21 protein-coding genes are annotated in these 23,250 nt (G+C 42.1%); all 21 read right to left on the minus strand.

Annotation, left to right across the window (positions count from 1 at the left end; translation table 11 throughout):
- Nucleotides 1-64 precede the first annotated feature (64 nt).
- The gene (locus GWQ31_RS00730) at nucleotides 65-2,026 is read right to left on the minus strand and encodes a nucleoside-diphosphate sugar epimerase/dehydratase (protein WP_275908416.1); all 1,962 of its coding nucleotides are present in this window, start codon (nucleotides 2,024-2,026) and stop codon (nucleotides 65-67) included.
- A gap of 48 nt (nucleotides 2,027-2,074) precedes the next feature.
- Entirely contained in the window at nucleotides 2,075-2,638 is a 564-nt protein-coding gene (locus tag GWQ31_RS00735) for a sugar transferase (protein ID WP_275908417.1), read from the minus strand.
- A 3-nt stretch (nucleotides 2,639-2,641) separates the two neighbouring features.
- Nucleotides 2,642-3,598: an SDR family oxidoreductase gene (locus GWQ31_RS00740; RefSeq protein WP_275908418.1), complete on the minus strand. Its 957-nt coding sequence runs from the start codon at nucleotides 3,596-3,598 to the stop codon at nucleotides 2,642-2,644.
- A gap of 38 nt (nucleotides 3,599-3,636) precedes the next feature.
- Complete coding sequence (locus GWQ31_RS00745; RefSeq protein WP_275908419.1) at nucleotides 3,637-4,743, minus strand: DegT/DnrJ/EryC1/StrS family aminotransferase; 1,107 nt, start codon at nucleotides 4,741-4,743, stop codon at nucleotides 3,637-3,639.
- A gap of 31 nt (nucleotides 4,744-4,774) precedes the next feature.
- The gene (locus GWQ31_RS00750; RefSeq protein ID WP_275908420.1) at nucleotides 4,775-5,239 is read right to left on the minus strand and encodes an acyltransferase; all 465 of its coding nucleotides are present in this window, start codon (nucleotides 5,237-5,239) and stop codon (nucleotides 4,775-4,777) included.
- Nucleotides 5,217-5,636, minus strand: a complete 420-nt coding sequence (locus GWQ31_RS00755) for an FdtA/QdtA family cupin domain-containing protein (RefSeq protein WP_271774556.1) — start codon at nucleotides 5,634-5,636, stop codon at nucleotides 5,217-5,219. The genes GWQ31_RS00750 and GWQ31_RS00755 overlap by 23 nt, the downstream gene beginning before the upstream one ends.
- 35 nt (nucleotides 5,637-5,671) lie before the next feature.
- On the minus strand, nucleotides 5,672-6,475 hold the full coding sequence (locus GWQ31_RS00760; protein WP_271774555.1) for a glycosyltransferase: 804 nt from the start codon (nucleotides 6,473-6,475) through the stop codon (nucleotides 5,672-5,674).
- Nucleotides 6,476-6,479: 4 nt separating this feature from the next.
- A complete protein-coding gene (locus tag GWQ31_RS00765) occupies nucleotides 6,480-7,595 on the minus strand; it encodes a glycosyltransferase family 4 protein (protein WP_271774554.1) in 1,116 nt (371 codons plus the stop codon).
- A 65-nt stretch (nucleotides 7,596-7,660) separates the two neighbouring features.
- Complete coding sequence (wecB, locus tag GWQ31_RS00770) at nucleotides 7,661-8,719, minus strand: UDP-N-acetylglucosamine 2-epimerase (non-hydrolyzing) (RefSeq protein ID WP_271774553.1); 1,059 nt, start codon at nucleotides 8,717-8,719, stop codon at nucleotides 7,661-7,663.
- 66 nt (nucleotides 8,720-8,785) lie between these two features.
- Nucleotides 8,786-10,222 (minus strand): O-antigen polymerase, encoded by a 1,437-nt coding sequence (locus tag GWQ31_RS00775; protein WP_345893579.1) that lies wholly within the window; start codon nucleotides 10,220-10,222, stop codon nucleotides 8,786-8,788.
- A 51-nt stretch (nucleotides 10,223-10,273) separates the two neighbouring features.
- Entirely contained in the window at nucleotides 10,274-11,674 is a 1,401-nt protein-coding gene (locus GWQ31_RS00780; RefSeq protein ID WP_275908422.1) for an oligosaccharide flippase family protein, read from the minus strand.
- Entirely contained in the window at nucleotides 11,671-12,801 is a 1,131-nt protein-coding gene (gene rffA / locus GWQ31_RS00785; RefSeq protein ID WP_265421184.1) for a dTDP-4-amino-4,6-dideoxygalactose transaminase, read from the minus strand. Before rffA ends, GWQ31_RS00780 begins: the two co-directional genes overlap by 4 nt.
- Before the next feature lie 2 nt (nucleotides 12,802-12,803).
- The gene (locus GWQ31_RS00790; RefSeq protein WP_265421183.1) at nucleotides 12,804-13,691 is read right to left on the minus strand and encodes a formyltransferase family protein; all 888 of its coding nucleotides are present in this window, start codon (nucleotides 13,689-13,691) and stop codon (nucleotides 12,804-12,806) included.
- A 125-nt stretch (nucleotides 13,692-13,816) separates the two neighbouring features.
- Entirely contained in the window at nucleotides 13,817-14,863 is a 1,047-nt protein-coding gene (locus tag GWQ31_RS00795) for a TDP-N-acetylfucosamine:lipid II N-acetylfucosaminyltransferase (protein WP_265421182.1), read from the minus strand.
- Nucleotides 14,864-15,021: 158 nt separating this feature from the next.
- Nucleotides 15,022-16,086: a DegT/DnrJ/EryC1/StrS aminotransferase family protein gene (locus GWQ31_RS00800; RefSeq protein WP_275908423.1), complete on the minus strand. Its 1,065-nt coding sequence runs from the start codon at nucleotides 16,084-16,086 to the stop codon at nucleotides 15,022-15,024.
- A 2-nt stretch (nucleotides 16,087-16,088) separates the two neighbouring features.
- Nucleotides 16,089-16,670: an acyltransferase gene (locus GWQ31_RS00805; RefSeq protein ID WP_265421180.1), complete on the minus strand. Its 582-nt coding sequence runs from the start codon at nucleotides 16,668-16,670 to the stop codon at nucleotides 16,089-16,091.
- Nucleotides 16,671-16,672: 2 nt separating this feature from the next.
- Nucleotides 16,673-17,734, minus strand: a complete 1,062-nt coding sequence (locus tag GWQ31_RS00810) for a Gfo/Idh/MocA family oxidoreductase (protein ID WP_271774549.1) — start codon at nucleotides 17,732-17,734, stop codon at nucleotides 16,673-16,675.
- Between the two features lie 297 nt (nucleotides 17,735-18,031).
- Entirely contained in the window at nucleotides 18,032-19,321 is a 1,290-nt protein-coding gene (locus GWQ31_RS00815) for a nucleotide sugar dehydrogenase (RefSeq protein WP_265421179.1), read from the minus strand.
- Nucleotides 19,322-19,499: 178 nt separating this feature from the next.
- Entirely contained in the window at nucleotides 19,500-20,381 is an 882-nt protein-coding gene (gene rfbA, locus GWQ31_RS00820) for a glucose-1-phosphate thymidylyltransferase RfbA (RefSeq protein ID WP_265421177.1), read from the minus strand.
- Nucleotides 20,382-20,445: 64 nt separating this feature from the next.
- Entirely contained in the window at nucleotides 20,446-21,390 is a 945-nt protein-coding gene (gene rfbD / locus GWQ31_RS00825; RefSeq protein WP_265421176.1) for a dTDP-4-dehydrorhamnose reductase, read from the minus strand.
- The gene (gene rfbB / locus GWQ31_RS00830) at nucleotides 21,390-22,490 is read right to left on the minus strand and encodes a dTDP-glucose 4,6-dehydratase (RefSeq protein ID WP_265421175.1); all 1,101 of its coding nucleotides are present in this window, start codon (nucleotides 22,488-22,490) and stop codon (nucleotides 21,390-21,392) included. Before rfbB ends, rfbD begins: the two co-directional genes overlap by 1 nt.
- Between the last annotated feature and the right edge of the window lie 760 nt (nucleotides 22,491-23,250).

Here is a 23,250-nt window from a genome sequence, read left to right on the forward strand (position 1 = left end):
CGCAACCAACTTAAAAGCCAGTGAATGTTAAACCCCTTATTTTCCCGTATAGAAAAGGCTCTTATCAATGTATTGGAAAGTCAGCCTCTGATGTCAAAAAATCAATATCAGTAACAGCTGGGAATACTGGTGTTCCTTGCCTGGCTACTCTGGCTTTCCAAACTAAATCACATATACCATCTGTCGGAGTGAAGCCAGCAGGGATACTCAAGAGTAATTGTCTAATTTTCTCATGATCAAAACCATGGCAAGCCGAGTCTAATTGCACCAAAAAGGCACGAAGTTCTGACCAAACCAACATTTGTTCGGTAGCCTTCATGATTCTTGGATGTTCAGTGCCTTCTACCTGTTCACCAATCAATAACTCTTCATATAACTTCTCACCAGGTCGTAAACCAGTTATTTTAACCTCAATATCGCCATCAGGGTTCTGCTCACTCTTAAAGTCCAGCCCGCTTAGTCTGATCATCCTATGTGCGAGATCCAGAATCTTTACCGGTTTACCCATATCAAGCACAAAAACATCGCCACCCATGCCCATGGCACCTGCCTGGATAACTAACTGAGATGCTTCGGGAATAGTCATAAAATAACGAATAATATCGGGATGTGTGACAGTAATTGGTCCACCATCTCTAATTTGCTGACGGAATAATGGCACAACAGACCCTGAAGATCCCAACACATTACCAAAACGAACCATACAAAAACGAGTATGGCTTTGCTCTGCAGCCAATGCCTGCAAGACTAATTCAGCCAAGCGCTTGCTTGCCCCCATGGTATTAGTTGGACGAACAGCCTTATCAGTCGAAATCAAGACAAACGTATCAACACCAGATTCTATTGCAGCTTGTGCACAATACAGTGTGCCAAAAACGTTATTGCGAACACCTTCAACAACATTATATTCAACTAATGGAACATGCTTATAAGCCGCTGCATGATAAACAGTCTGAATATTAAAATTACTCATTACAGCTTTAAGACGATGTTGGCGCTGTGCAGATCCAAGCAATGGAATGATTTCAACTTTGATACCCTCCATGCGACAGAGCTCATTTAACTCCTTATCGATGACATACAGACCATATTCGGAGAGCTCAAACAATATTAGCGTTTCTGGTTTACAACGAAGTATTTGACGACAAAGTTCGGAACCAATAGATCCACCGGCGCCTGTGACCATAACACGCTTACCATTAATGTTGGCATTCATTAACTCAGGTATAGGGTTAACAGCATCTCTACCTAATAAATCCTCAATAGATACTTCTTTCAATTCGTCAATATGAGCTTTACCATCAACAAGGTCAACCATTCCGGGAATGGATAGTACCTCACAGGGAAAATGTTCCAGACGATGAATAACATCTTGGCGTACAGCTCGTGACGCGCTGGGCATTGCCAACAAAATTTTCTTGATGTCAAAGCGAGAAACCAAATCACCAATCAAGTCTGGGCTATAAACATTTATGCCTTGGATCACAGCTTTACGAATCGCGGGATCGTCATCTACAAACGCAATCGGAAAAAACTCGTGCCCCTGATTGAGGGCCAACTGTAACTGACGACCTGATGAACCAGCACCATATATCAATACAGGTGTACGATTATGCTTACCCTGATTCACCAACATTCTGAAAAATAATCTGACACTACCAACAAGCAGTACTGCAAAGGCAAAATAAATAACAGATACAGTTCTTGGCAAGGCCACTTCCATAAAAAATGCCAACATGACCAGAGATATGGTTGAACAAAAAACACCCAGCGCTACAGTCCATAAGACTTTAAATCCGACATAGCGCAATACGGCACGGTAGAGACCCAGTTTGACGAAAACAAAAACAGTGAAGGGCACGAGAATGGCCAAAAGCTCCCAGTGCAGGAGACTTTTAATAGGCATTGCCGTATCCAATCTTACCCAATACCCTCCCCAAAAAGCAATACTAAGCAAAACCGCATCTATAATAACAGAAATAATGCGCTTGAATGGCCGAGATAATCCAAGAAAAAATGTCAGCATATAATAATATCCATGCAGAAATCATGAGGGATAACCATAAAGTAATAGTCAGTGTTTCACTCTATCACCGCTCCCTTTACCAGTTACTGTTTGTAGAATATATGTAAAATAACTGTTCAGAGTTAAAGACTCAATCATCTTTGCATCTGTTTCCGCAAGTAACTGAGGGGTTGACATATCAATAGAATTAACCTGAGCCAAACCGGTAATCCCTGGCCTAACGTCAAATACGTTGTGCTTTTCACGCTCAGAAATCAGCACCTCCTGATTAAACAGACAGGGACGCGGCCCTACCAAGCTCATTTCGCCTTTCAAAACATTCCAGAGTTGTGGGAGCTCATCAAGTTTACTTTTACGTAGGAAATTGCCAAAAGGGGTAATGGCTGACGCACTGGCTAAATGGCTGGCAACGGAAGCCGTACCTACTTTCATGGTACGTAGTTTAACGAGAGTGAAAGGCTTTTTATGTCGTCCGACCCTCACTTGACAAAAAATCGGTGAGCCTGTTTCAAATAAACCGATCAAAATCAGCACCAAGATCACAGGTGATGCACACACCAATCCTAATAGAGAAAAAATAATGTCAAGTGTGCGAATGAGAAACGTGGTCATATTCTATACATCCCGTACTGATGATTGCATTGAGGCGGCTATCTTAGCCAATTGCTGATCCATCGTCACCGGTGGCTTCCATCCAAGCATCTCCTTGGTGTGGGTAATATCCACTTGCAATGAACCACATAGCCTATCCGCCACCGCCTTTTTACCTAGCAGACTTGCCACTCTCTGGATCCAGCTCATAGGTATTGGCAGCAGTTTTGTTTTCTTACCAAAGGCATGGGCGACCTTTTGCAACAACTCAGTTGTCGACACATCCTGATCATCGCTAACCAGAAATGTTTGGTTTGCAGCCTTGGGGTGCTCGAGACAATTCATTATCAAATCAATCAGGTTATCCAACGCAACCAGACTCCGCTGATTGTGAATGGCTCCCAGGGGTAGAGGTAAGCCTTTCATTATTGCCTTTACCAATTTGCCAAAGTTCCCTGGTGCATTAGCACCATAAACCAATGGAGGGCGGAGTATCACATACTCCATGCCAGTGGCTGAACAGAGAGCCTTCAATCCCTCTTCGGCCTCCAGCTTGGAACGAGAGTAATCATCCCAAGGGGCCGGTTGATCTTCGATGGTAAAAGGGGACTGTGTTAAATTTCCATTAACTCCTATCGAACTGATGAATATGAACCTCTTTACCCCATTGGCCGCTGCCATTTTTGCAAGACCCAAGGTACCATCGACGTTAACTTGCCTAAAAGCAGCGGGAGGATCTTGCTGGTCATCTTTTAAAATATGGGCCCTTGCCGCACAATGGATAATGACATCAACATGTTCAAATGCTGCAGTGTCAACTGACAATGCTGATAGCTCTCCGAATATGACTTGTTCACTACCCACAGGGACATAATTATCATTTCTAACCAGTGCCGTCACCCGATGACTTTGGGCCAATAACTGGCCTAACAGCGCACGACCGACAAAACCATTGGAACCGGTTAAAATCACCTTGCTCATAGACGCCCTCTGGCTATTTATAATCCCCATTAGATGGGCTATTTAAATTCATTAATTACTGAAATGACCTTGCTGATGGCCTCTTCTGACATTGTTGGATCTAAAGGCAGCGAGAGTACCTGCTCATGAATTTCTTCGGTTAGAGGCAATGAGAGCTCACCCCACTCAGAGTATGCTTGCTGCTTATGGGGAGGGATAGGATAGTGGATAAGAGTCTGAATACCATGTTCTGTTAGATATGACTGCAGTGTAGTCCTATTTTCACTACGAATGACAAAAAGATGCCATACATGCGCCTTGGTTTCTGTCAGGTTTGGAAGATAAATGGCTTCATTATTTATTTCTGATAAATAACGAGCAGCTATCTGCTGACGACGAGCAGTATCAGCTTCAAGATACTGTAGTTTAACCCGCAGCATCGCCGCTTGAATCTCATCCAGACGACTGTTGACACCTTCATATAAATTTTCATATTTACGGTGGGAACCGTAGTTACGTAATGCTTTCAGAGTCTGCGCTAACTCATCATTATTAGTCGTGATTGCACCCGCATCACCCAATGCCCCCAAATTCTTACCTGGGTAAAAGCTGAAACCAGCAGCATCACCCCAGTTACCAGCACGCTTGCCGTTAAGCTCGGCACCATGCGCCTGCGCGCAATCTTCTAACACCAACAGGTTGAATTTTTTGGCAATGGCCATTAACTCTGGCATAGGTGAAAGCTGACCGTAGAGATGAACTGGCAGCATGGCCTTTGTTTTGTGACTGATTGCGGCACACACAGTTACGGGGTCGAAGTTATAAGTAGAGGGGTCAGGTTCAACCAATACCGGAACCAGATCATTTTCGGTAATCGCCAGAATCGACGCAATATAAGTATTGGCCGGCACAATGACCTCATCACCTGCATGCAGCATACCAAGCTCTTTCCAGGCCCTTAGCGTAAGAATCAATGCATCCAATCCATTGGCCACACCAATGGCATGCTTGGTGCCACAAAAGGTCGCAAATTCGCTTTCAAACTGGGCTAGCTCATTGCCCATGACATACCAACCAGAATCGATAACGCGAGCACATGCAATCTTTAATTCAGTTTGATATCGTGCATTGATGGATTTTAGATCAAGAAAGGGAATCATTGTCATCACCGGATTGCCAGATAATTAATTGGGAATTTTAATCTTCATTCACAAACTTTACTACTTTTGCCGGATTCCCTATGACCACAGCATAAGGAGGGACGTTTTTTGTAACTACGGCACCAGCGCCAACCATGCAGTACTCACCCAATATAATACCAGGTAATATCGTCGCATTGGCACCGATAGAACAGCCTTTTTTTAATACAGTTCTCAAGAAGCAGTCAGGATATATTTTTGAACGAGGATGTTTGTCATTGGTGAATGCTGCACAAGGCCCGATGAAAACATCATCTTCGACAGTTATACCATCCCAAAGATAAACACCTGACTTTACCGTAACACGACTTCCAATAATGACATCATTTTCGATCAAAGTATGTGCGCAGATATTACAATCCGAACCAATTTTAGCCTGTTTTAAAATAACCGAGAATTGCCAAACTCGAGTATCTTTACCGATGTCAGACGTTTGCACATCACTGAGGGGATGAAGAAACATTGCGAGTAACCTCTAAAAATTCCTGATAATCCCGAATATAGTCACTTTCATCATAATTTTCACTAGCAAGGACCATTAGCACGCAGTCTTCACTGAAATCATGCATTTCTCGCCAAGTCACTCCATCTATATACAATCCTTTACTGGGTGACTCTAGCAATACAGACATCCTATGATACCCATCATCTAATATAAAACGGCAATTACCTTTAACACAAACAGCAACCTGCTTCAGTTGCTTGTGTGCATGAAAACCTCGTGCCACATCCTTTTGCGTACCAAATATGTAGTACACTCGCCTAATGTCAAAAGGGATATTCTTACTGCCTTCTAAGCTAACCAGGGATCCTCTTGCATCACCAAGAATATCAAAATCAATAGTTTTTATTAAACTCATAAGACTACCCCAACTGTATCAAAAATACATCAATCTTACTTTTTCATTATAGACTGAATAGCTCTTTTAAAGTTAAATAAATAGTGATCAAAAACAAAGTGAACAATAACAATCCATATCCAACGAGAAGGGGATATAAGCATATAATTTTTGGTTAATGTTTGCATTTTATTTTTAAAAACAATACGTCTATCCAATTTTTTAATCGTATTATTCTGATGTGAACGATAAAAAAACAGAGGTTCATCCACAACGCTAAAGCTAGTTTCAGCTGCGCATCGGATAGAAAAGTCCCAGTCCTCTATTTTCAATCCCTCATCAAAACCACCCACCCGATCAAATAGCGACCGAGTAAACATGATTGTTCCGGCAGCATAAGGCTGATGAAAAAAAACACTTCCAAGAACTTTACCCTGAATAATTTTTTTAGGAAACTCGCGTATAGCCGCCCCACTTTCAGAGTCAAACTCTCTCGCCTTGGTATAACAAAACTCGGAGCCTGGATGCTGTGCAATGGCTTTTATCTGTTTTTCTATTTTTTCTGGATGAAAATAGTCATCTGATGCCAAGATACATATATACTCCCCATGGGAATAGTCCCGGATAGCCTTATTCAGAGTCTTTGATATCCCGGCATTAGACTGCTCAATAAAAGTAAATCCAACCTCTGATGAGAGCTTCTTAATTAATTCAACGGAGGTATCACTAGAACCATCATCCACTACTATTATTTCTAGATTTTTATATGTTTGAGAAAAGACACTATTGATTGCTTTTTCAATATAGTGCGCGTGATTATATGAAGGAATAACAACAGTAATCAACGGGTGAAATTGCATTTTATTACCACGTCAGAGAATTATAAAGGTCAATTAATTTCTTTGATTCCGCAGACCAATTATATTTTGCAATGATCGCTCTTCGACCATTCTCACCCATAACCTTGGCCTTTTCTGGATTGGATAAAATAAAATCAATAGCATCATAGATGCTTTTGGGTGAGGATGGATCAACACAGATACCACACTCATTCCCTTCAATAATTATTTTCCACAAAGGAAAATGAGAGCCTACGATGGGTAATCCAGCACTCATATACTCAAACATTTTATTGGGCTGTGACTCAATATGATTTGGAGCAGGTAGAAATGTAACAACGCCAACCTTTGATGTTGAAAGAATCTCTTTTATCTCTTGGCGACTCACTTGTCCTTTAAAATCAACCTGACGCCATCCTGGTGATGACTCAAGGAGTGTCATAAAATTAGGCTCATTGACAGAGCCAGCCATTACCATTGAGTACTTGGTAGAATAAGATAAGGAATCAACTAATTCATGAACGCCTCTAATTCTAGAAATAGCGCCTATATATGCCACATCATACTTATAATCGATATCCTCTTGGGATGAATCAAAACAAAACTCCTCTTGAAATGGATAATTATTTATATCAATAGAGTTAACTTGCATCCCTCTAAAGTAATCCCGAATAGATGGTGTGGCTGCTATAACACCATCGAAGTTATTAACGGCGTACTTTTCATAACGTCTATATGCCCAAGATACGGCGCCACTGATAAATGGATGAAGATATGGCTTATCCTTTATATCATCAGCAAAGTTCTCATGAGAGTCAAAGAAAACAACCTTACCTGAATTTTTAATTTTTAAAGCAATAGGGATTAACTCTGGATCATGAAAATGATAAGCATCGGCATTACAATCAACAGCGGCTTTATATATAAGCTTTGTAGAGTTCAACATTCGCCAAATCCGGCCATGTTGTTGCTTACCCCCAACATCAATAATATTGACGTTATTTTTAACTTCATCACCAAGACCATCCGCTACAATGAGCGTTACTTTATAGCCAGCTTCAGCTAAAGACGTACATTCTTTTAGAAAAATTCTGACATCATACCGCTGATGAACAGATGTCATGTGAACAATATGCTTCATATCATACCTAAATTAATTTATATCTATTCTAGAGTGGGTTTTTAAGAAAACTATTAAAATATTTGTTAACTTAGTTGCTCAATTATTTTTATAGCAGCAATACCACCGCCATATAATTTATCCGGATCGCTCACTTTACGATTAATATTTCTCTTTACAGCATCGATTATTATATCTGTATTAGCACCGACAAGTTCATTTGCGCCAATTTCAACAAGCTCTACCCACTCGGTTTGATCACGCATAGTGACACAGGCTTTTCCAAAAAAGAATGCCTCTTTTTGCACCCCACCGCTATCCGTTAATACCAACTGGCAATGATCTAACAACCAGAGCATTTCAAAATACCCAACAGGATCGATCACTTTAACATTTAGCTGCAGGCCTAGCTGAGCAATTAATTTACGAGTCCGTGGATGCAGAGGCAGAACTATTGGAGAAACATTTTTATGTAATTCGTTTAATGCCAGCACAATTGCAGCAAGGCGCTGGGGGTCATCAGTATTCTCAGCACGGTGTAACGTCGCAAGAACATACTTTTCTGGTAGTACTGCCACGGGAGCAATAGCGTTTTTAGCAAATAGCAGTGCCGCATCTTGCATTACATCGCCGACCTGCATCATTTTGACCGGTTTATCTGAAAAACCTTCCCTCGTGAGATTTGTCACCGCAGTCTCCGTAGGGCAGAAAAGCCAGTCACTGATTTGATCAGTAAGAATACGGTTTATCTCTTCAGGCATTTTCATATTAAAACTACGTAGTCCCGCCTCAATATGCACCACTGGAATATGTAATTTTGCAGCAGCCAAGGCGCCCGCCAAGGTTGAATTTGTATCGCCATACACCATCACCATATCAGGTTTATAGCTCAATAAAGCTTTTTCAATTTCAATCAGCATACGCCCAGTCATTTCACCATGAATACCACCATGAATATTTAACTGAATATCCGGGCGTGGAATACCTAGTTGTTCAAAAAATACATCTGACATATTTGCATCAAAGTGCTGACCAGTATGTAGTACGATTTCGCTCAGTGTATTACTTTCTTTAATAGCTTTGGAGACAACACTTGCTTTGATAAACTGAGGTCTAGCACCAATAATCGTAAGGATACGTTTCATATATCATTCCAACTTTAGTTAATTTTACATTCAAAAATTAGTGATAATTTACCCTGAGAGATCGAATCAACTATGAGGATGCCTAGAGCTTAGCAGCGACTTTAAATTAATAATTATATATATGACCAGGCTTGCAAATAACATCCAAAAAAGAGACAGATTATTTAGCTCTCCTTTTGGATAGAGCATGTAAAATCCAATTGAAAACTTTGCATAAAATATCAAGAAGATGCCGCTTCTTGATTTAATAGTTAGATTTCTGATAAATGCACCCAATGCACCGAATAAAAACATACCAAATATAAAACCGGCATATGAAAAATTTACAAACATTTCACCTAGCCCAGTTACCGGCAAACTGCCCGTTGGTAAATGTAGATACCACTGTTCCTTTGCCAAGTTCGCTGGCATTTCAACCAAGCCAAAAACATTTGGACTAATAAAACTAAATAGAGGATGCAATATTGTCACCCCATACATATGGCCGATATCCTTGGACCAAGAATCAATGACTTTCAGAAAAACTGGGAAATTAGGTAAATTTCCTCTTTCAAACAGGGCACCAATTAAAAAGTCCACATTGATTGCATTATTGATAAATTCAGACAGCAAGAAGTCGTCATTCACCGCATTGACATACAAACTACTGGCAAACCTAACAATGTACATGGATATTCCAACCAGCACACCAATAGCACCAAAGAGTACATATTTTCTATTAAGTTTTGATTTTCCATTATAGTAGTAATTTATTATAAAAAATGTTGCCATATAGAAAATAGATTGAGAGATTCTACCGTTAGATATAGAGATTAAGAATGAGATTATGATTGCCAAAAAGACCAACACACTTGTTTTATTCTTCTGTAGAGAGGAAATGAAAAATATGTAGGTCCCTACATACATAAACTGATAGCCCAGTGTGGTAACTGATTTTTGAAAATCATAAGCACGCATTGATATGTTCTTATAGTATGCAAGAAGATCTCCATCGTATAGTATCACTATATTCAAAACGAAGTTACACACTCCAATAGCATAAAATGCCACAGCGATAAAGAATACATAATTTGACCCTATAGCTTTTACTTCTATAGGTTTAGGCATTTCATTTTTACTATTAAAAATAGAATAACCAGCCCAGGCTGACAGATAAGATATAAATACTGAAACGACCCCAATAAAATACAAATCATCCACATCATTGTAAAAATAGACAGTGGACATGAAGTTATTATTCTCAAACCCATACAGTCTCAAAATAAAAGAGGAAGCAATGAGAGATAGATAGTAAAGAGAAAACAAGTAAAATGGTTCAAATATATCTTTATTTGTTATTAAAAAAAACAAAACAGATATAAATGACATATATATGAACATGAACTCTAGTGGTCTACCAGGAAAATAGAACATAAGTCCTAAAGACATAATAGAACATATAATCCACACTATAAAGCCAGAACAAGAACAGTACCTCATTGATGTTATCTCTGTGAAATACATATAGAAACAAGAAAAAACTAAAACCTCATCATAACAGATGAATATGCTTCGCTATGGAAATATAAAATTCACTGCTGCCATTAATGACCGTTTAAATATGAAGATACTAAAAATACCTAATATAGACCATGTAATCACGAGATATTGATATATCAAATCACCAAGAAATGCGCTCACTATCGATAAGAATAAGCAACTCAAAGTCATACAATACATCTTGGTTCTTTTTAGCTTCCGCCAAGCAACACACGAACTCTCTGTCCGTAAAAACAAGAAAAACCAAAAAGATAATGCAGTAGATACCGCTGCACCGGTAGCACCATACTCTGGCACTAACAAGTAATTACCAACCAGATTAATTAACGCAGCCACAATAGCAGAGAGCATTGCATAATTACTCTTCCGAGTGACACCTAATCCGACGACCGTAGTTTCTGATAGTGTGTAAAAAAGTGGATAGGCCATACAGGCAGAAATGATGTATTGAATGCGCGAATATTCAGCAGGCAATATGTATGTTACCGCCCAAGAAAATAAACCAATAAATATGAAACAGAACACAACTATAGCAAGTGTATGTTCTGTAACCTGATCTATCTTTTCCGCATTAATTCCCTCTGCCGCCCACTTATATACGGTTGGCGCCCAGACCGTTGAAAAGATACTTTGAAAAATAACAGCCGCACCAGCAAAACTCACCGAAACAGAATAAATGCCTAACTCTTCAAATGTAGATAAATTTCTTAGAAATATTTTATCCATAGCAGTCAGCCCCCAAAACGTTGCACCACCAACTATCAACGGGGCTCCAAATTTCACCATAACCTTCAGTTTTTCTAAATCAATGTTTTCTTTTAGTGCTCCTAGCCACTCAGTTCTCGTATTCCATCCATATATTAAAGTAACTGATAGCATTGAAATAGTGTGTGCAAGAATCAAGTCTGGCAGGTTAAAACCAATCGATATTAAGTAATAAAAACCTATTACCAATAAAAAAATCAGTTTAGGCAAAATCATGCTGATTGAATAAGCAAATCCTTTTTCCTGCATACGTAAAATCAACGAAAGGAAGCGCGATAGGAAAGCAGCCAGGATGCATACCACAACTAAAATACTAAGATGCTCACTGGGAAGATTAAAAAGTAATTCTGAAAAAAAAGTAGGGGTTATCATTATCACAGCTATTGACAATATCAATAACACCAACCCTGGGAGTACAGCCATCTTTAATAATGCCGTTTTATTTTCAGACTCATGATATTCTCGAACATACGACTGATCTAGACCCAGACTGAAAATTAGCACGCAGAAGCTAGCTGCAACTTGGAGCATTGAGATCTTTCCAATATCCTCTTGGCTATAAAACCAAGTCGTGATTGGAAGAGTTATAAATCCAAGAGCAGCCGCGCCAATAGGACCGATAGCAAATCCCATAATTTTTTTTATATTCATGCAAAGAACTCATAAATACCTATTTTGACAGCTTCTATTTCCGAACTAGTCATACCGTAATAGAGTGGAAGACGAATCAGGCATTCACTTTCCTTGGTGGTGTAATTATCCTCCCCATGAAAGCAACCAAACTCTTTACCTGCAATAGATGAATGGAGCGGGATGTAATGAAACACCGCCATTATCCCTTTTTTCTTTAAATGCTCTAACATAGCTGTACGTTCATCTATATCTGATAATTTTATATAAAACATATGAGCATTGTGAACACACCCATCTGGAATTATTGGCAGTTTAATTTTTCCATCTTCGGCCAATTTTTTTAATCCATCTTTGTAACTCAACCATGTTTGCAAACGATTGCTATTTATTTCTTTAGCTTTTTCTAGCTGACCCCAAAGATACGCAGCTTGTATATCAGAAGGTAAATAGCTGCTCCCCAAATCAACCCAGCTGTATTTATCCACCATACCGCGGAAAAATAGACTACGATTAGTCCCTTTTTCACGAATTATTTCCGCGCGTTCCATAAATTTGGGATCATTAATCAGCAATAGCCCTCCCTCACCACCACTAGTATAATTTTTGGTCTCATGAAAGCTAAATGCAGATAGATGACCAATTGTACCTAATGCCTTGCCTTTATAAGTAGACATTACACCTTGAGCTGCATCTTCGATCACATACAGGTTATGCTTGTTGGCAATTTCCATGATGGAATCCATCTCACAACTGACGCCCGCGTAATGTACCGGAACAATGGCTTTCGTTTTAGGGGTGATCGCTGCTTGGATCAAGGTCTCATCAATATTCATTGTATCTGGACGAATATCAACAAAAACTATTTTGGCACCGCGTAACACAAATGCATTAGCTGTACTAACGAAAGTAAAGCTTGGCATGATCACCTCATCGCCAGGCTTAATATCAATCAGGATAGCGGCCATTTCCAGAGCGGCTGTACATGAAGGAGTCAGGAGTGTTTTCGGACAATGAAACTGCTGTTCAAACCATTGCTGGCAACGCTTTGAGAAAGCGCCATCGCCACACATTTTGGGGCTCTGCATTGCCTGAAGAACATATTTTTCTTCATTACCAGTATAAGGGGGTTTGTTAAATACCAACATAATTAATAAAACCTGCTTCTGAATTTAAGTTTCATTGGCTCTTTATTTGCATCTAGAACTCTGTTTAGTTTCAAAAGCCCTTTCTTGCAAACAATTACAGGAGCACCACATTCAAAAAAAATTATTTTTCCAATATGCCTTTCTCGATGCTCTACTATCACGTCATGATATATATCAACATCTTCAAAAATCACTATCTCTTTATTCAAAAGACATTTTGCCCCATCAAAAGGGAATCCTACAGCATCAACAAATAATTTTATTTTTTCTGCCGGCCACTCCCAGTCAATATAATAGTCATCTTTATCCAACCACAGGCTATAGCTTGCTTGAAATTCATCTTGCGGCACTCTAGACAAAGCTTGATTAGAACTATATGCAATAAATAAATTCTCTATCAATTTAAAATATAATGGCTCTATTTTTTTTATTGCATCATATATTGTTATGGGATACTTAACACTTACCGTTAGCTGATCAATGATATCACCACAATCGTATTTTTCGCTGGCATATAATGCTGTTACAGACAACTCACTCTCTTTGTTTATCAATGAATTTACCAGAGGAGCAAACCCCCTATATTTTGGTAGTTTTGAATCATGAAAAACAATCAAATTTCTTTCATTCTCAATCAACCATCGCCAACCGATAGCAAACTTTATTCCATCAAAAACAGTCTCTTTATTTAAATCTAATTCTTTTCGATTGAATGCTTTAATGTTATAACTTGATGTCAGCTTCATTATTTTATTGTAGGCGTCATCTTTAACCGCATCATCTTTTTCACTGACTACATATTCTATAGCTTCACTACCAAATTTTTTAACAAACTCATCCAGCACATAAAAGCCTTTAGAGTTCATCACATAGAATGCGACTTTTTTCATTCTAACGCTCCTTCCCAAAAAATGACGAATATAAACTTTTATATTGAATGCGTGATAGTCAGAACGAAAAACTTAGCCAATAGATCATTGGTATAAGTGCATGCATTAATATACTCGCAGTTTCATCATTGATTGAATATACATTCAAGCTGATTTTTATAATTTTCATAAGAAAGATAGTTTTTTATTTTCCCTCTGTTTTCAGCCAAAATTTTTTCATCTAAATCATAGATATTTATATTTTCAATATCATACACTACGATATCATGATCTTTAAAAAAATCCCATTGGGTCACATCGCTACGCATATATACTTTCTTTCCTAAGCCTAACAGAGTTATTGTATTACCCATGGCCTGTTGTCGCTTATGATTAAATATAGCAATATCGACGCTACCAAGAAATGCCAAGTATTGGTGAAATGGTACATGTTCAGTCAGAGGGATGAACTTGTCGCCAAATATCTTTCTACCTTCTTTAATTACTTCATCTGCATAAGCATCACCACCATAGGTTAGTGGTACATATATAGTCACATTATGCTTATGGTATTTTTCAAGTCGCTTAAAAATATCCAGGTGATTATTACTTGGATCTGCCGAGTTCCCAACTTGAATGTTTATTCCTTCATGGACTTTATCAGGGATAGTATACTCTTGATATAAATTACTAGGATACATAAAGCATTCATGATATTGACCCTGTGCACCATACCATTGTTGAGCTAATTTATAATCACCTTTAATATAAGTAACAAGATGCCCTATTTTTTTTATTACTTTTTTTCTTAAAAACTCTTTAACTCTACAGCCCCAGCTTTTTTCATTTAACTGATAGCAATACAGATCCCCGCCCCATATCACCCAGTAGCATTTCTTAAGCAGCCAAGGCATAAAAAATAACAGCGTAATCGTTTTATAATCAAAAAGTCCATGCAGCATTATTTTTTCTGCTTGATGCATTTTAATTGAGATACCAAGATAATATTTGGCTCTACCAAAAAATGTTCGCTTTGCGAGTTTAATGTTTGGGGAGGGAAACGTTTTATACTTTGTGGCCCCTAATGTTAAATAAAAAAGATGAGACTCAAAATCAAAGTCACTTTTGACAAGTTCAATAAATGGAGACATGAACGTGCATGCATGGCCTATATGCACAATTTTTTTAGACATATGTCATCCTCTTACAGCTAAAATGACGCCCAGCACTATTACATATAAATAACGAACCTAGAACAATTCCTTTAATTTATCGAAACAATTTCCGTTCAATATACTAAAAGTAATTATAATCGCCTAACTGAATAGAAAAAACTATCAGAGTGGGACACCTACATATATGGGTGCATTGGCAAACTAACCACTTGCTTTGATAGTTTCTCAGCCACTGGCAAATCACCTTCTTTATAACCAAGATAAGCAAACGCCTTCTGCTGATGCAGACAAGTTGCGTAATAGATCATGGTTGGTATTCCTTTGGCCTTGTATTCAGCCATGGTAGCGTCTCGATCCTGAGTAATGATGGTATATTGTGCCCATGAGCTTAAATAACCAGGCGGCACCATGGGTGTTTTATATTTCCCTGCCAATGCCTGCTCATAGTTTTTAGCCACTTTATTACGAGCAATCAACTCCTCTGGGAAGACGGCCAGTTTCTCTAATAAAATTGCCGCCTGGATAGTATCAAGTCGACTGTTCATACCAATACGAACATTGTCATATTTGTCTGCTCCTTTGCCATGAACCCTGTAAGACTTGATAAGCCCGGCATATTCATCGCTATTGGTGAAGATAGCGCCACCATCGCCATAGCACCCCAGTGGCTTGGCTGGGAAGAAACTGGTAGTTGCAATATCACCAAAGCTACCGGCCCGTTTTCCGTTCAATTCACCGCCAAAACCCTGAGCTGAATCTTCGAGGAGTGTCATATTGTATTTCTTTGCAATAATTTCCAGCTCTGGATAATTGGCGGGCAACCCGAAGAGATCAACAGTGATAATCGCTTTGAGATTGAGCTTGCCTTCGGCTAGAACCCGTTGAATCTGCTTTTCCAAGTCTTGAGGTGAGATGTTGAAGGTATCGGGATCGGAATCCACAAAAACAGGGGTAGCACCTTCATAAGCGATGGTCTCTGCTGTAGCAAAGAAGGTGAAAGTTGGACAAAAAATAGCATCGCCAGGTTTGACCCCCATCGCCATCATCGCCAGTGTCAGAGCATCGGTACCATTGGCACAGGTAATGACATGTTTAACACCGACATAGTCAGCCAGCTTGGCCTCCAATTCGGCCACCTCAGGCCCCATGATGTAATGACCATGCTCGAGCACTTGCTGAATTCGTTGGTCAATCTTCTGTTTCAGATGCTGGTATTGGGCAGCCAAGTCAATAAATTGCATGATTATCTTTCCAATCTACTGAGGGTGTCACCCTCTAGAACATAGGTTTCTTGAGTGAAAGGGCAAACTGTTGTGGCCTGGCCATAAAGAGGGAGATCGAGCTTTTCACCGTAGGCACTCATCCAACCTATTTGCTTGGCGGGTACGCCCACCATAAGAGCAAAGGGTTTGACCTCTTTGTTCACTACTGTCCCGGCACCGATGAAAGCGTACTCGCCAATGGTAACACCACAAACAATGGTACAGTTGGCTCCCAGGGTTGCTCCTTTTTTGACAAGGGTGTCACGATATTCAGCTTTGCGTTCGATCAAGGCTCTTGGGTTATAGACATTGGTGAAGACCATGCTGGGACCACAGAAGACCCCCTCTTCCAAAATGACATTATCGTATACCGAGACATTGTTCTGTATCTTGCAGCGATCACCAATAACTACTTTATTGCCAACGAAGACATTTTGACCAAGAGAAACTCCTGCACCAATCTTTGCCCCTGCACAGACATGGGCCCAATGCCACACTCTGGAGTCAGCCCCAATCTGCGCACCCACATCAACGATCGCGGTTTCATGCACCAGATAGTTCATGCTTAATACTCCAGCGGCAAACCAACTTGACGGCCATCGCGGGCTGCCAGGTAGGCGGCAATCAACAGTTCCAGTGAGGTCAAGCCCTCACGACCATCAGTTTCTGGCTCAGCTTCGCCACGCATAACATCCACTACATTCTTGTAGTAGAGAGGATGACCAAAGCCGTAGACAGAAGTGGTCTCATAGTTTGCCTCGCTGATCTGGGCATCGTAATCTTTCTCTTCAGCAAACTGCCATTGCTGAATTTCGTTGACTGCAAGCCCGCCAATTCGCACCGTACCCTGCTCACCAAGGATGGTAATACTACCTTCCAGATTACGCGGATAAGTAAGCATGGTAACGCTCATAGAACCTACTGCACCATGACGCCACTTGATGTTCAGCACACCAGTGTCTTCGGCTTCAATATCCCGAGTCGTGGTCATCATCGCCTGAACTTTTTCGACAGGACCAATCAGCCAGTGCAATAGATCGACATAGTGGCTCGCCTGATTCATGAAGGCACCACCATCAAACTCCCAATTACCGCGCCAACCGCCAACATCGTAATAGGATTGGGGACGAGTCCAGAACACATTGATATTGACCATATGGATCTTGCCAAAACGCTTCTCAGTGATGGCACGCTTCAACAGTTGTAGAGTGGTATTACGACGATTCTGTTTGACAACGAAGAGGCGCACTCCTGCTTTGTCACATGCCTTGACCATTTGCTGACCATCTTGCCAACGAGTCGCCATAGGTTTTTCTGTAATGACATGTACCCCATGCTCAGCAGCGAGTATTGCCTGATCAGCATGCAAGCCACTGGGGGTGCAAAGACTTACAATATCGATCTGCTCTTTTTCCAACATTTCTTGCAGCTTTTGATAGGCTGGGACCTGATATTGCTGCTGGTGCTCAACGAGCGTAGTCGGATTGATATCGCAAATCGCAACTAGCTCAAAGTGATCTGCATGTTGGGCAATGGAACCAAAATGGTTTTTGGAAATGCGGCCACAGCCAACAATGGCGATTCTGATCTTGCGATCTTTGATGATAGGGTAGCTTTGAATTAGCACAATAATTCCCTTATTTGTTTAACACCAGACGGAGAGTGTTTACTCGGTTTGTCTATATGTTCGTTTTTCCTAGAGTGCCGATGGTTGACTGCATTCACTCGCCCCATCACATATCCTCGCAGGATTGTGAAAACCGTTTATGGCTCACACTAACGACCAACAAGAAAAAATTAGTCGCCAATATGGCACATCATCACAGTTTTAATGGCTAAATTTTTAGTGTATTCAGTCATTCCAATAGTTCATTGAAAATTGCAAGAGGGTATCTTATTGCAGCCTCTACAATTGCACCGGAGATTAGAAACGGAAAAGCGTAAACCCAGCCTTGTCACAGGCCTCCCGTGTATAGAGAGCCTTGATATCTGCCAGCACAGGTTGATCAGTACGACAGAACTTGCGTAACTGTTGTGGAGAGAGCTCTCGAAACTCCTGATGACCTACGGCGACAATGAGGCTATCGACTGGAGATTGCTCGCTAATGACACCCAATTCAATACCATACTCATGTTGCACTTCGTCAGTATTAGCCCAAGGATCTATTACGACTACATTCAACCCCCAATTTTTCAGTTCAGTAATCAGGTCAATTACCTTGCTATTACGAATATCGGGACAGTTCTCTTTGAAGGTAATACCCATCACACCAACAACACTGCGAGCAACATCAATACCGTTTTTCAGCATCAGCTTTATGACATTTCTGGCAGCATAACGTGCCATGTTATCGTTGATGCGACGACCTGCAAGAATTACCTGAGGGTGATATCCCAACTCTTCGGCCTTGTGCGTCAGATAATAAGGATCAACACCTATACAATGGCCACCAACCATACCAGGACGGAAAGGAAGAAAATTCCATTTGCTACCAGCGGCTTCTAATACTTCTATGGTGTCGATGCCAATACGATCAAAAATGATGGAGAGTTCATTGACGAAGGCAATATTGAGGTCACGTTGACTATTTTCGATCACCTTTGCAGCTTCCGCAACCTTGATACTGGTAGCTGGGAAGGTGCCGGCTGAAATAATAGAGTTGTAAAGCGCATCTACCTCTACAGCAATTTCAGCAGTTGAACCACTAGTGATCTTCTTGATTTTCGTCAGAGTGTTGACCTTGTCACCAGGGTTTATGCGCTCCGGGCTGTAGCCGCAATAGAAGCCTTCATTGAACTTAAGGCCTGAGAACTTCTCCAGCACAGGTACACATATTTCCTCAGTGCAACCTGGATAAACAGTGGACTCATAGATAACGATAGCCCCCTGTTTCAGTGCCTTAGCCACTGTCTCGCTAGCTTTCACCAATGGCGTTAAATCAGGACGGTTAGCTCCATCAATAGGCGTTGGGACGGTAACGATGAAGATGTCACAATCTTTCAAGGCATTCTGGTCACTGCTATAGGTCAGCCTTGTCGCCTGTTTCAGTTCTTCAGGGGTGACTTCAAGAGTACTGTCCTGAAAACTCATCAGTTCATTGATGCGAGATTGGTTAATATCGAATCCAAGTACGGAACGGTATTTCCCAAACTCTACGGCTAAAGGCAACCCAACATAACCTAGCCCAATAATGGCCACTTTCTTGTTTTGCATCTTTACTCCAAAAGAATATAAAAATAAAATAATAAAATGGTTCAAAGTCAGGATAATGGCTTGAAGACTTAATTTGAGAATGACCAATAAACCTTTAAAAGGAGATCTGCATAATATACGGCGTAGTTACTAAAACACTTAAATGAAAAAAGTGAACCCGAACCTAAAAAAATACTTGTTATTTCACCTTGGAAACCAATCTCATCAAGTATTGGCCATAAGCATTCTTTATCAATGGCGCAGCTAATAGCTTCACTTGAGCAGCATCAATAAATCCCTGACGGTAGGCTATCTCCTCCGGACAAGAGACTTTTAGTCCTTGTCGAGTTTCAATGGTCTGAATAAAGTTGCTCGCCTCAATCATGCTCTCGTGAGTACCGGTATCAAGCCAGGCATAGCCACGACCCATCATGGCCACCGACAGATTTCCTTGCTCAAGATAAATTCGATTGATGTCTGTAATTTCCAGTTCGCCGCGAAGAGATGGCTTCAAGTTCTTGGCTATTTCCACAACATTGTTGTCATAAAAATAGAGACCCGTTACCGCATAGTTGCTCTTCGGCTCTTGCGGTTTCTCTTCCAGGGAAATGGCAATCCCCTCGTCATCAAACTCTACTACACCATACCGCTCTGGGTCATATACATGGTAGGCAAATACGGTCGCTCCACTGGGAGTGTCTGCGGCTGACACCAACTGTCTCTGCAAATTGTGGCCGTAAAATATATTATCGCCCAAGACCAGAGCACATGCATCTGAACCAATAAACTCTTCACCCAAAATAAACGCTTGTGCCAAACCATCCGGGCTCGGTTGTACCTTGTATTGCAAATTCAACCCCCACTGACTGCCATCACCCAGCAGCTGTTCAAAACGTGGGGTATCTTGTGGCGTACTAATTATCAAGATATCCCGTATTCCCGCCAGCATCAGGGTACAGAGTGGGTAGTAAATCATTGGTTTGTCATAAATGGGTAGCAGCTGCTTGCTGACTGCCATGGTGACGGGGTAGAGACGAGTGCCTGACCCACCGGCCAGAATAATACCTTTACGTTTGGTCATAATGCTTCATTTCTTATATTTGAATTATTTAACCATGAAAAAGTGTGGCCAAGCGCCACTTCTTTTACCCTTTATTACTATCGACAAGACACGAAATCCCCTTGTCTCGCTTGCCATCCTCATATTGACTCAGGATCTCTACCAGCATCCGCTCGACACCAACAGTCCAGTCTGGTAGCACCAGACTGAATGTTCGCTGGAACTTGCTCGTATCCAGGCGTGAGTTATGAGGCCGCTTGGCAGGCGTCGGAAATTCACTGGCCGGCACAGCATTGAGTTGCATGACCGACAGTTCAACCCCTGCCTCTCTAGCTTTGGCAAACACCAGCTGGGCATAGTCAAACCAGGTGGTGGTACCGGAGGCGACCAGATGATACAGCCCCGCCACCTCTGGTTTGTACTGCGCAATACGGATCGCATGGGCCGTGCAATCGGCCAGCAACTCTGCACCGGTCGGGGCGCCAAACTGGTCATTGATAATCGACATTTCGCTACGCTCTTTGCCAAAGCGCAGCATGGTCCTGGCAAAGTTTGCCCCACGGGCGGCATACACCCAGCTGGTGCGGAAGATAAGATGACGAGTGCAAAGCACAGCTGCGTGTTCCCCTGCCAGCTTGGTTTCACCATAGACGTTGAGCGGTGCGGTCTGATCGCTCTCGACCCAGGAGCGCTCGCCACTGCCATCAAATACGTAGTCAGTGGAGTAGTGCACCAACCAAGCACCCAGTGCCTCTGCTTCTTTGGCAATCGCAGCAACACTGGTGGCATTGAGCAATTGGGCCAGCGCCCGCTCGCTCTCGGCCTTATCAACCGCAGTGTAAGCGGCAGCATTGACAATCATATCCGGCTTGAGCAGACGTACCGTCTCGGCGACACCGGCAGGATTAGCGAAATCACCGCAATAATCGGTGGAGTCAAAATCCACCGCTGTAATATGTCCTAGTGGCGCCAATGCTCGGTGAAGCTCCCAGCCCACCTGGCCATTTTTACCAAATAACAGGACATGCATCAGGCACGCCCATCGTAATTCTGCTCAATCCAGGATTGATAGGCACCGCTCTTCACGTTATTAACCCACAGCTGGTTATCCAAGTACCACTGTACCGTCTTGCGGATGCCGGACTCGAAGGTCTCTTGCGGTTGCCAGTTCAGCTCGGCGCTCATCTTGCTGGCGTCGATGGCATAGCGGCGATCGTGACCGGGGCGATCCGCCACATAGGTAATTTGATCGCGGTAAGAACCAGCCTTGGGGACCATCTCGTCGAGCAAATCGCAGATGGTGTGGACCACATCCAGATTCTGCTTCTCGTTGTGACCGCCGATGTTGTAGGTCTCCCCTACCAAGCCGGTGGTCACCACCTTGTAAAGCGCGCGCGCGTGGTCTTCCACATAGAGCCAATCGCGGATCTGGTCACCCTTGCCATAAACCGGCAGTGGCTTGCCATCCAGCGCATTCAGGATCACCAGCGGGATCAGCTTCTCGGGGAAGTGGTAGGGGCCATAGTTGTTGGAGCAATTGGTGACCAGGGTCGGCAGGCCGTAAGTTCGGCGCCAGGCGCGGACCAGATGGTCGCTGGAGGCCTTGGAGGCCGAATAGGGGCTGCTGGGGGCGTAAGGAGTGGTTTCGGTAAAGAGCGGCAGTGGCTTATTCCACAAGGGATGACCGGCACTCACCTCATCCGGATGGGGCAGATCGCCATACACCTCGTCGGTGGAGATGTGGTGGAAGCGGAAAGCCGCTTTGCGTGTATCGTTCAATTCGTTCCAGTAAGCGCGCGCCGCTTCCAGCAACGTATAGGTGCCAACAATATTGGTTTCGATGAAATCGGCAGGCCCCGTGATGGAGCGATCGACATGGCTCTCGGCCGCCAAATGCATCACGGCATCCGGTTGATGCAGAGCAAACACCCGATCCAGTTCACCACGGTTGCAGATATCCACCTGCTCGAAAACATAACGCTCACTGGCAGCCACGTCGGCCAGGGACTCCAGATTCCCCGCATAGGTGAGTTTGTCGAGATTGACCACGGCATCCTGCGTGTTTCGAATAATATGACGAACAACCGCCGACCCGATAAAGCCAGCGCCACCAGTGACAAGGATTTTCATAGGTATGCTCTTGAAATGAATATAAAAAATGAAGGTAAAACGAGTTGCAACAATGAGACTGGAGACAAGGATAAACATGTCTGACCGGCAGATTTCTGACTATCAAGGGGAAAAGTGCAATGGCTACCGCCCCTGAGTTACAGCTCCCAGTTCGCTGATTTTAACCAGAATGAGTGTGCTGTTGGCCATCATGCCCTCCAGCTTGCGACGTAGCGGCTACTACCCTTGCCAACTACTTGCTTAATAAGGTTCGATGAGACGTTGATGTTCGAACCTATCTTATTGAGCTATTCCATTTCAACAATAGCGGTGGATTCTAACGCCTTTAGCGATCTGTTGCACCGTCAGATCTGACCCTTGATCTGGTTAATGCGTCATCCTGGCTCACTCTCTTTCCATTCCCGCTCTTTGCTTATATAAGGCAAGGACAGTTGCGGCTAGTCTTTCGCTTGTTGAGTTACTATTTCTTTGATCTTAAACGCAAAAATGAATTTTTTACTCACCAGGTCTTGCGGCAAGCACTAATATGTATGGTCCTGAAAGGGTCTTACCTATCTTCCGAACACTGTTCAAGTACCATTTTGCGGTGTTGCAGCCCATTCACATACTACTCAATGAGCTGGACATCGGAAACAGGGGGCCCAACTCGATAAAGCACGACGCATTATGTCATCAAGGTGCCATATGCATATGATCTTGCTCAAAAAACAGGGCGAACCGGATGGTTCGCCCTGTGGCTATATGATAACCCAAAGTGGGA

Origin of the sequence: Aeromonas sp. 2MA4 (genome assembly GCF_029237305.1) — a bacterium.
Taxonomy (GTDB): Bacteria; Pseudomonadota; Gammaproteobacteria; order Enterobacterales; family Aeromonadaceae; genus Aeromonas; species Aeromonas salmonicida.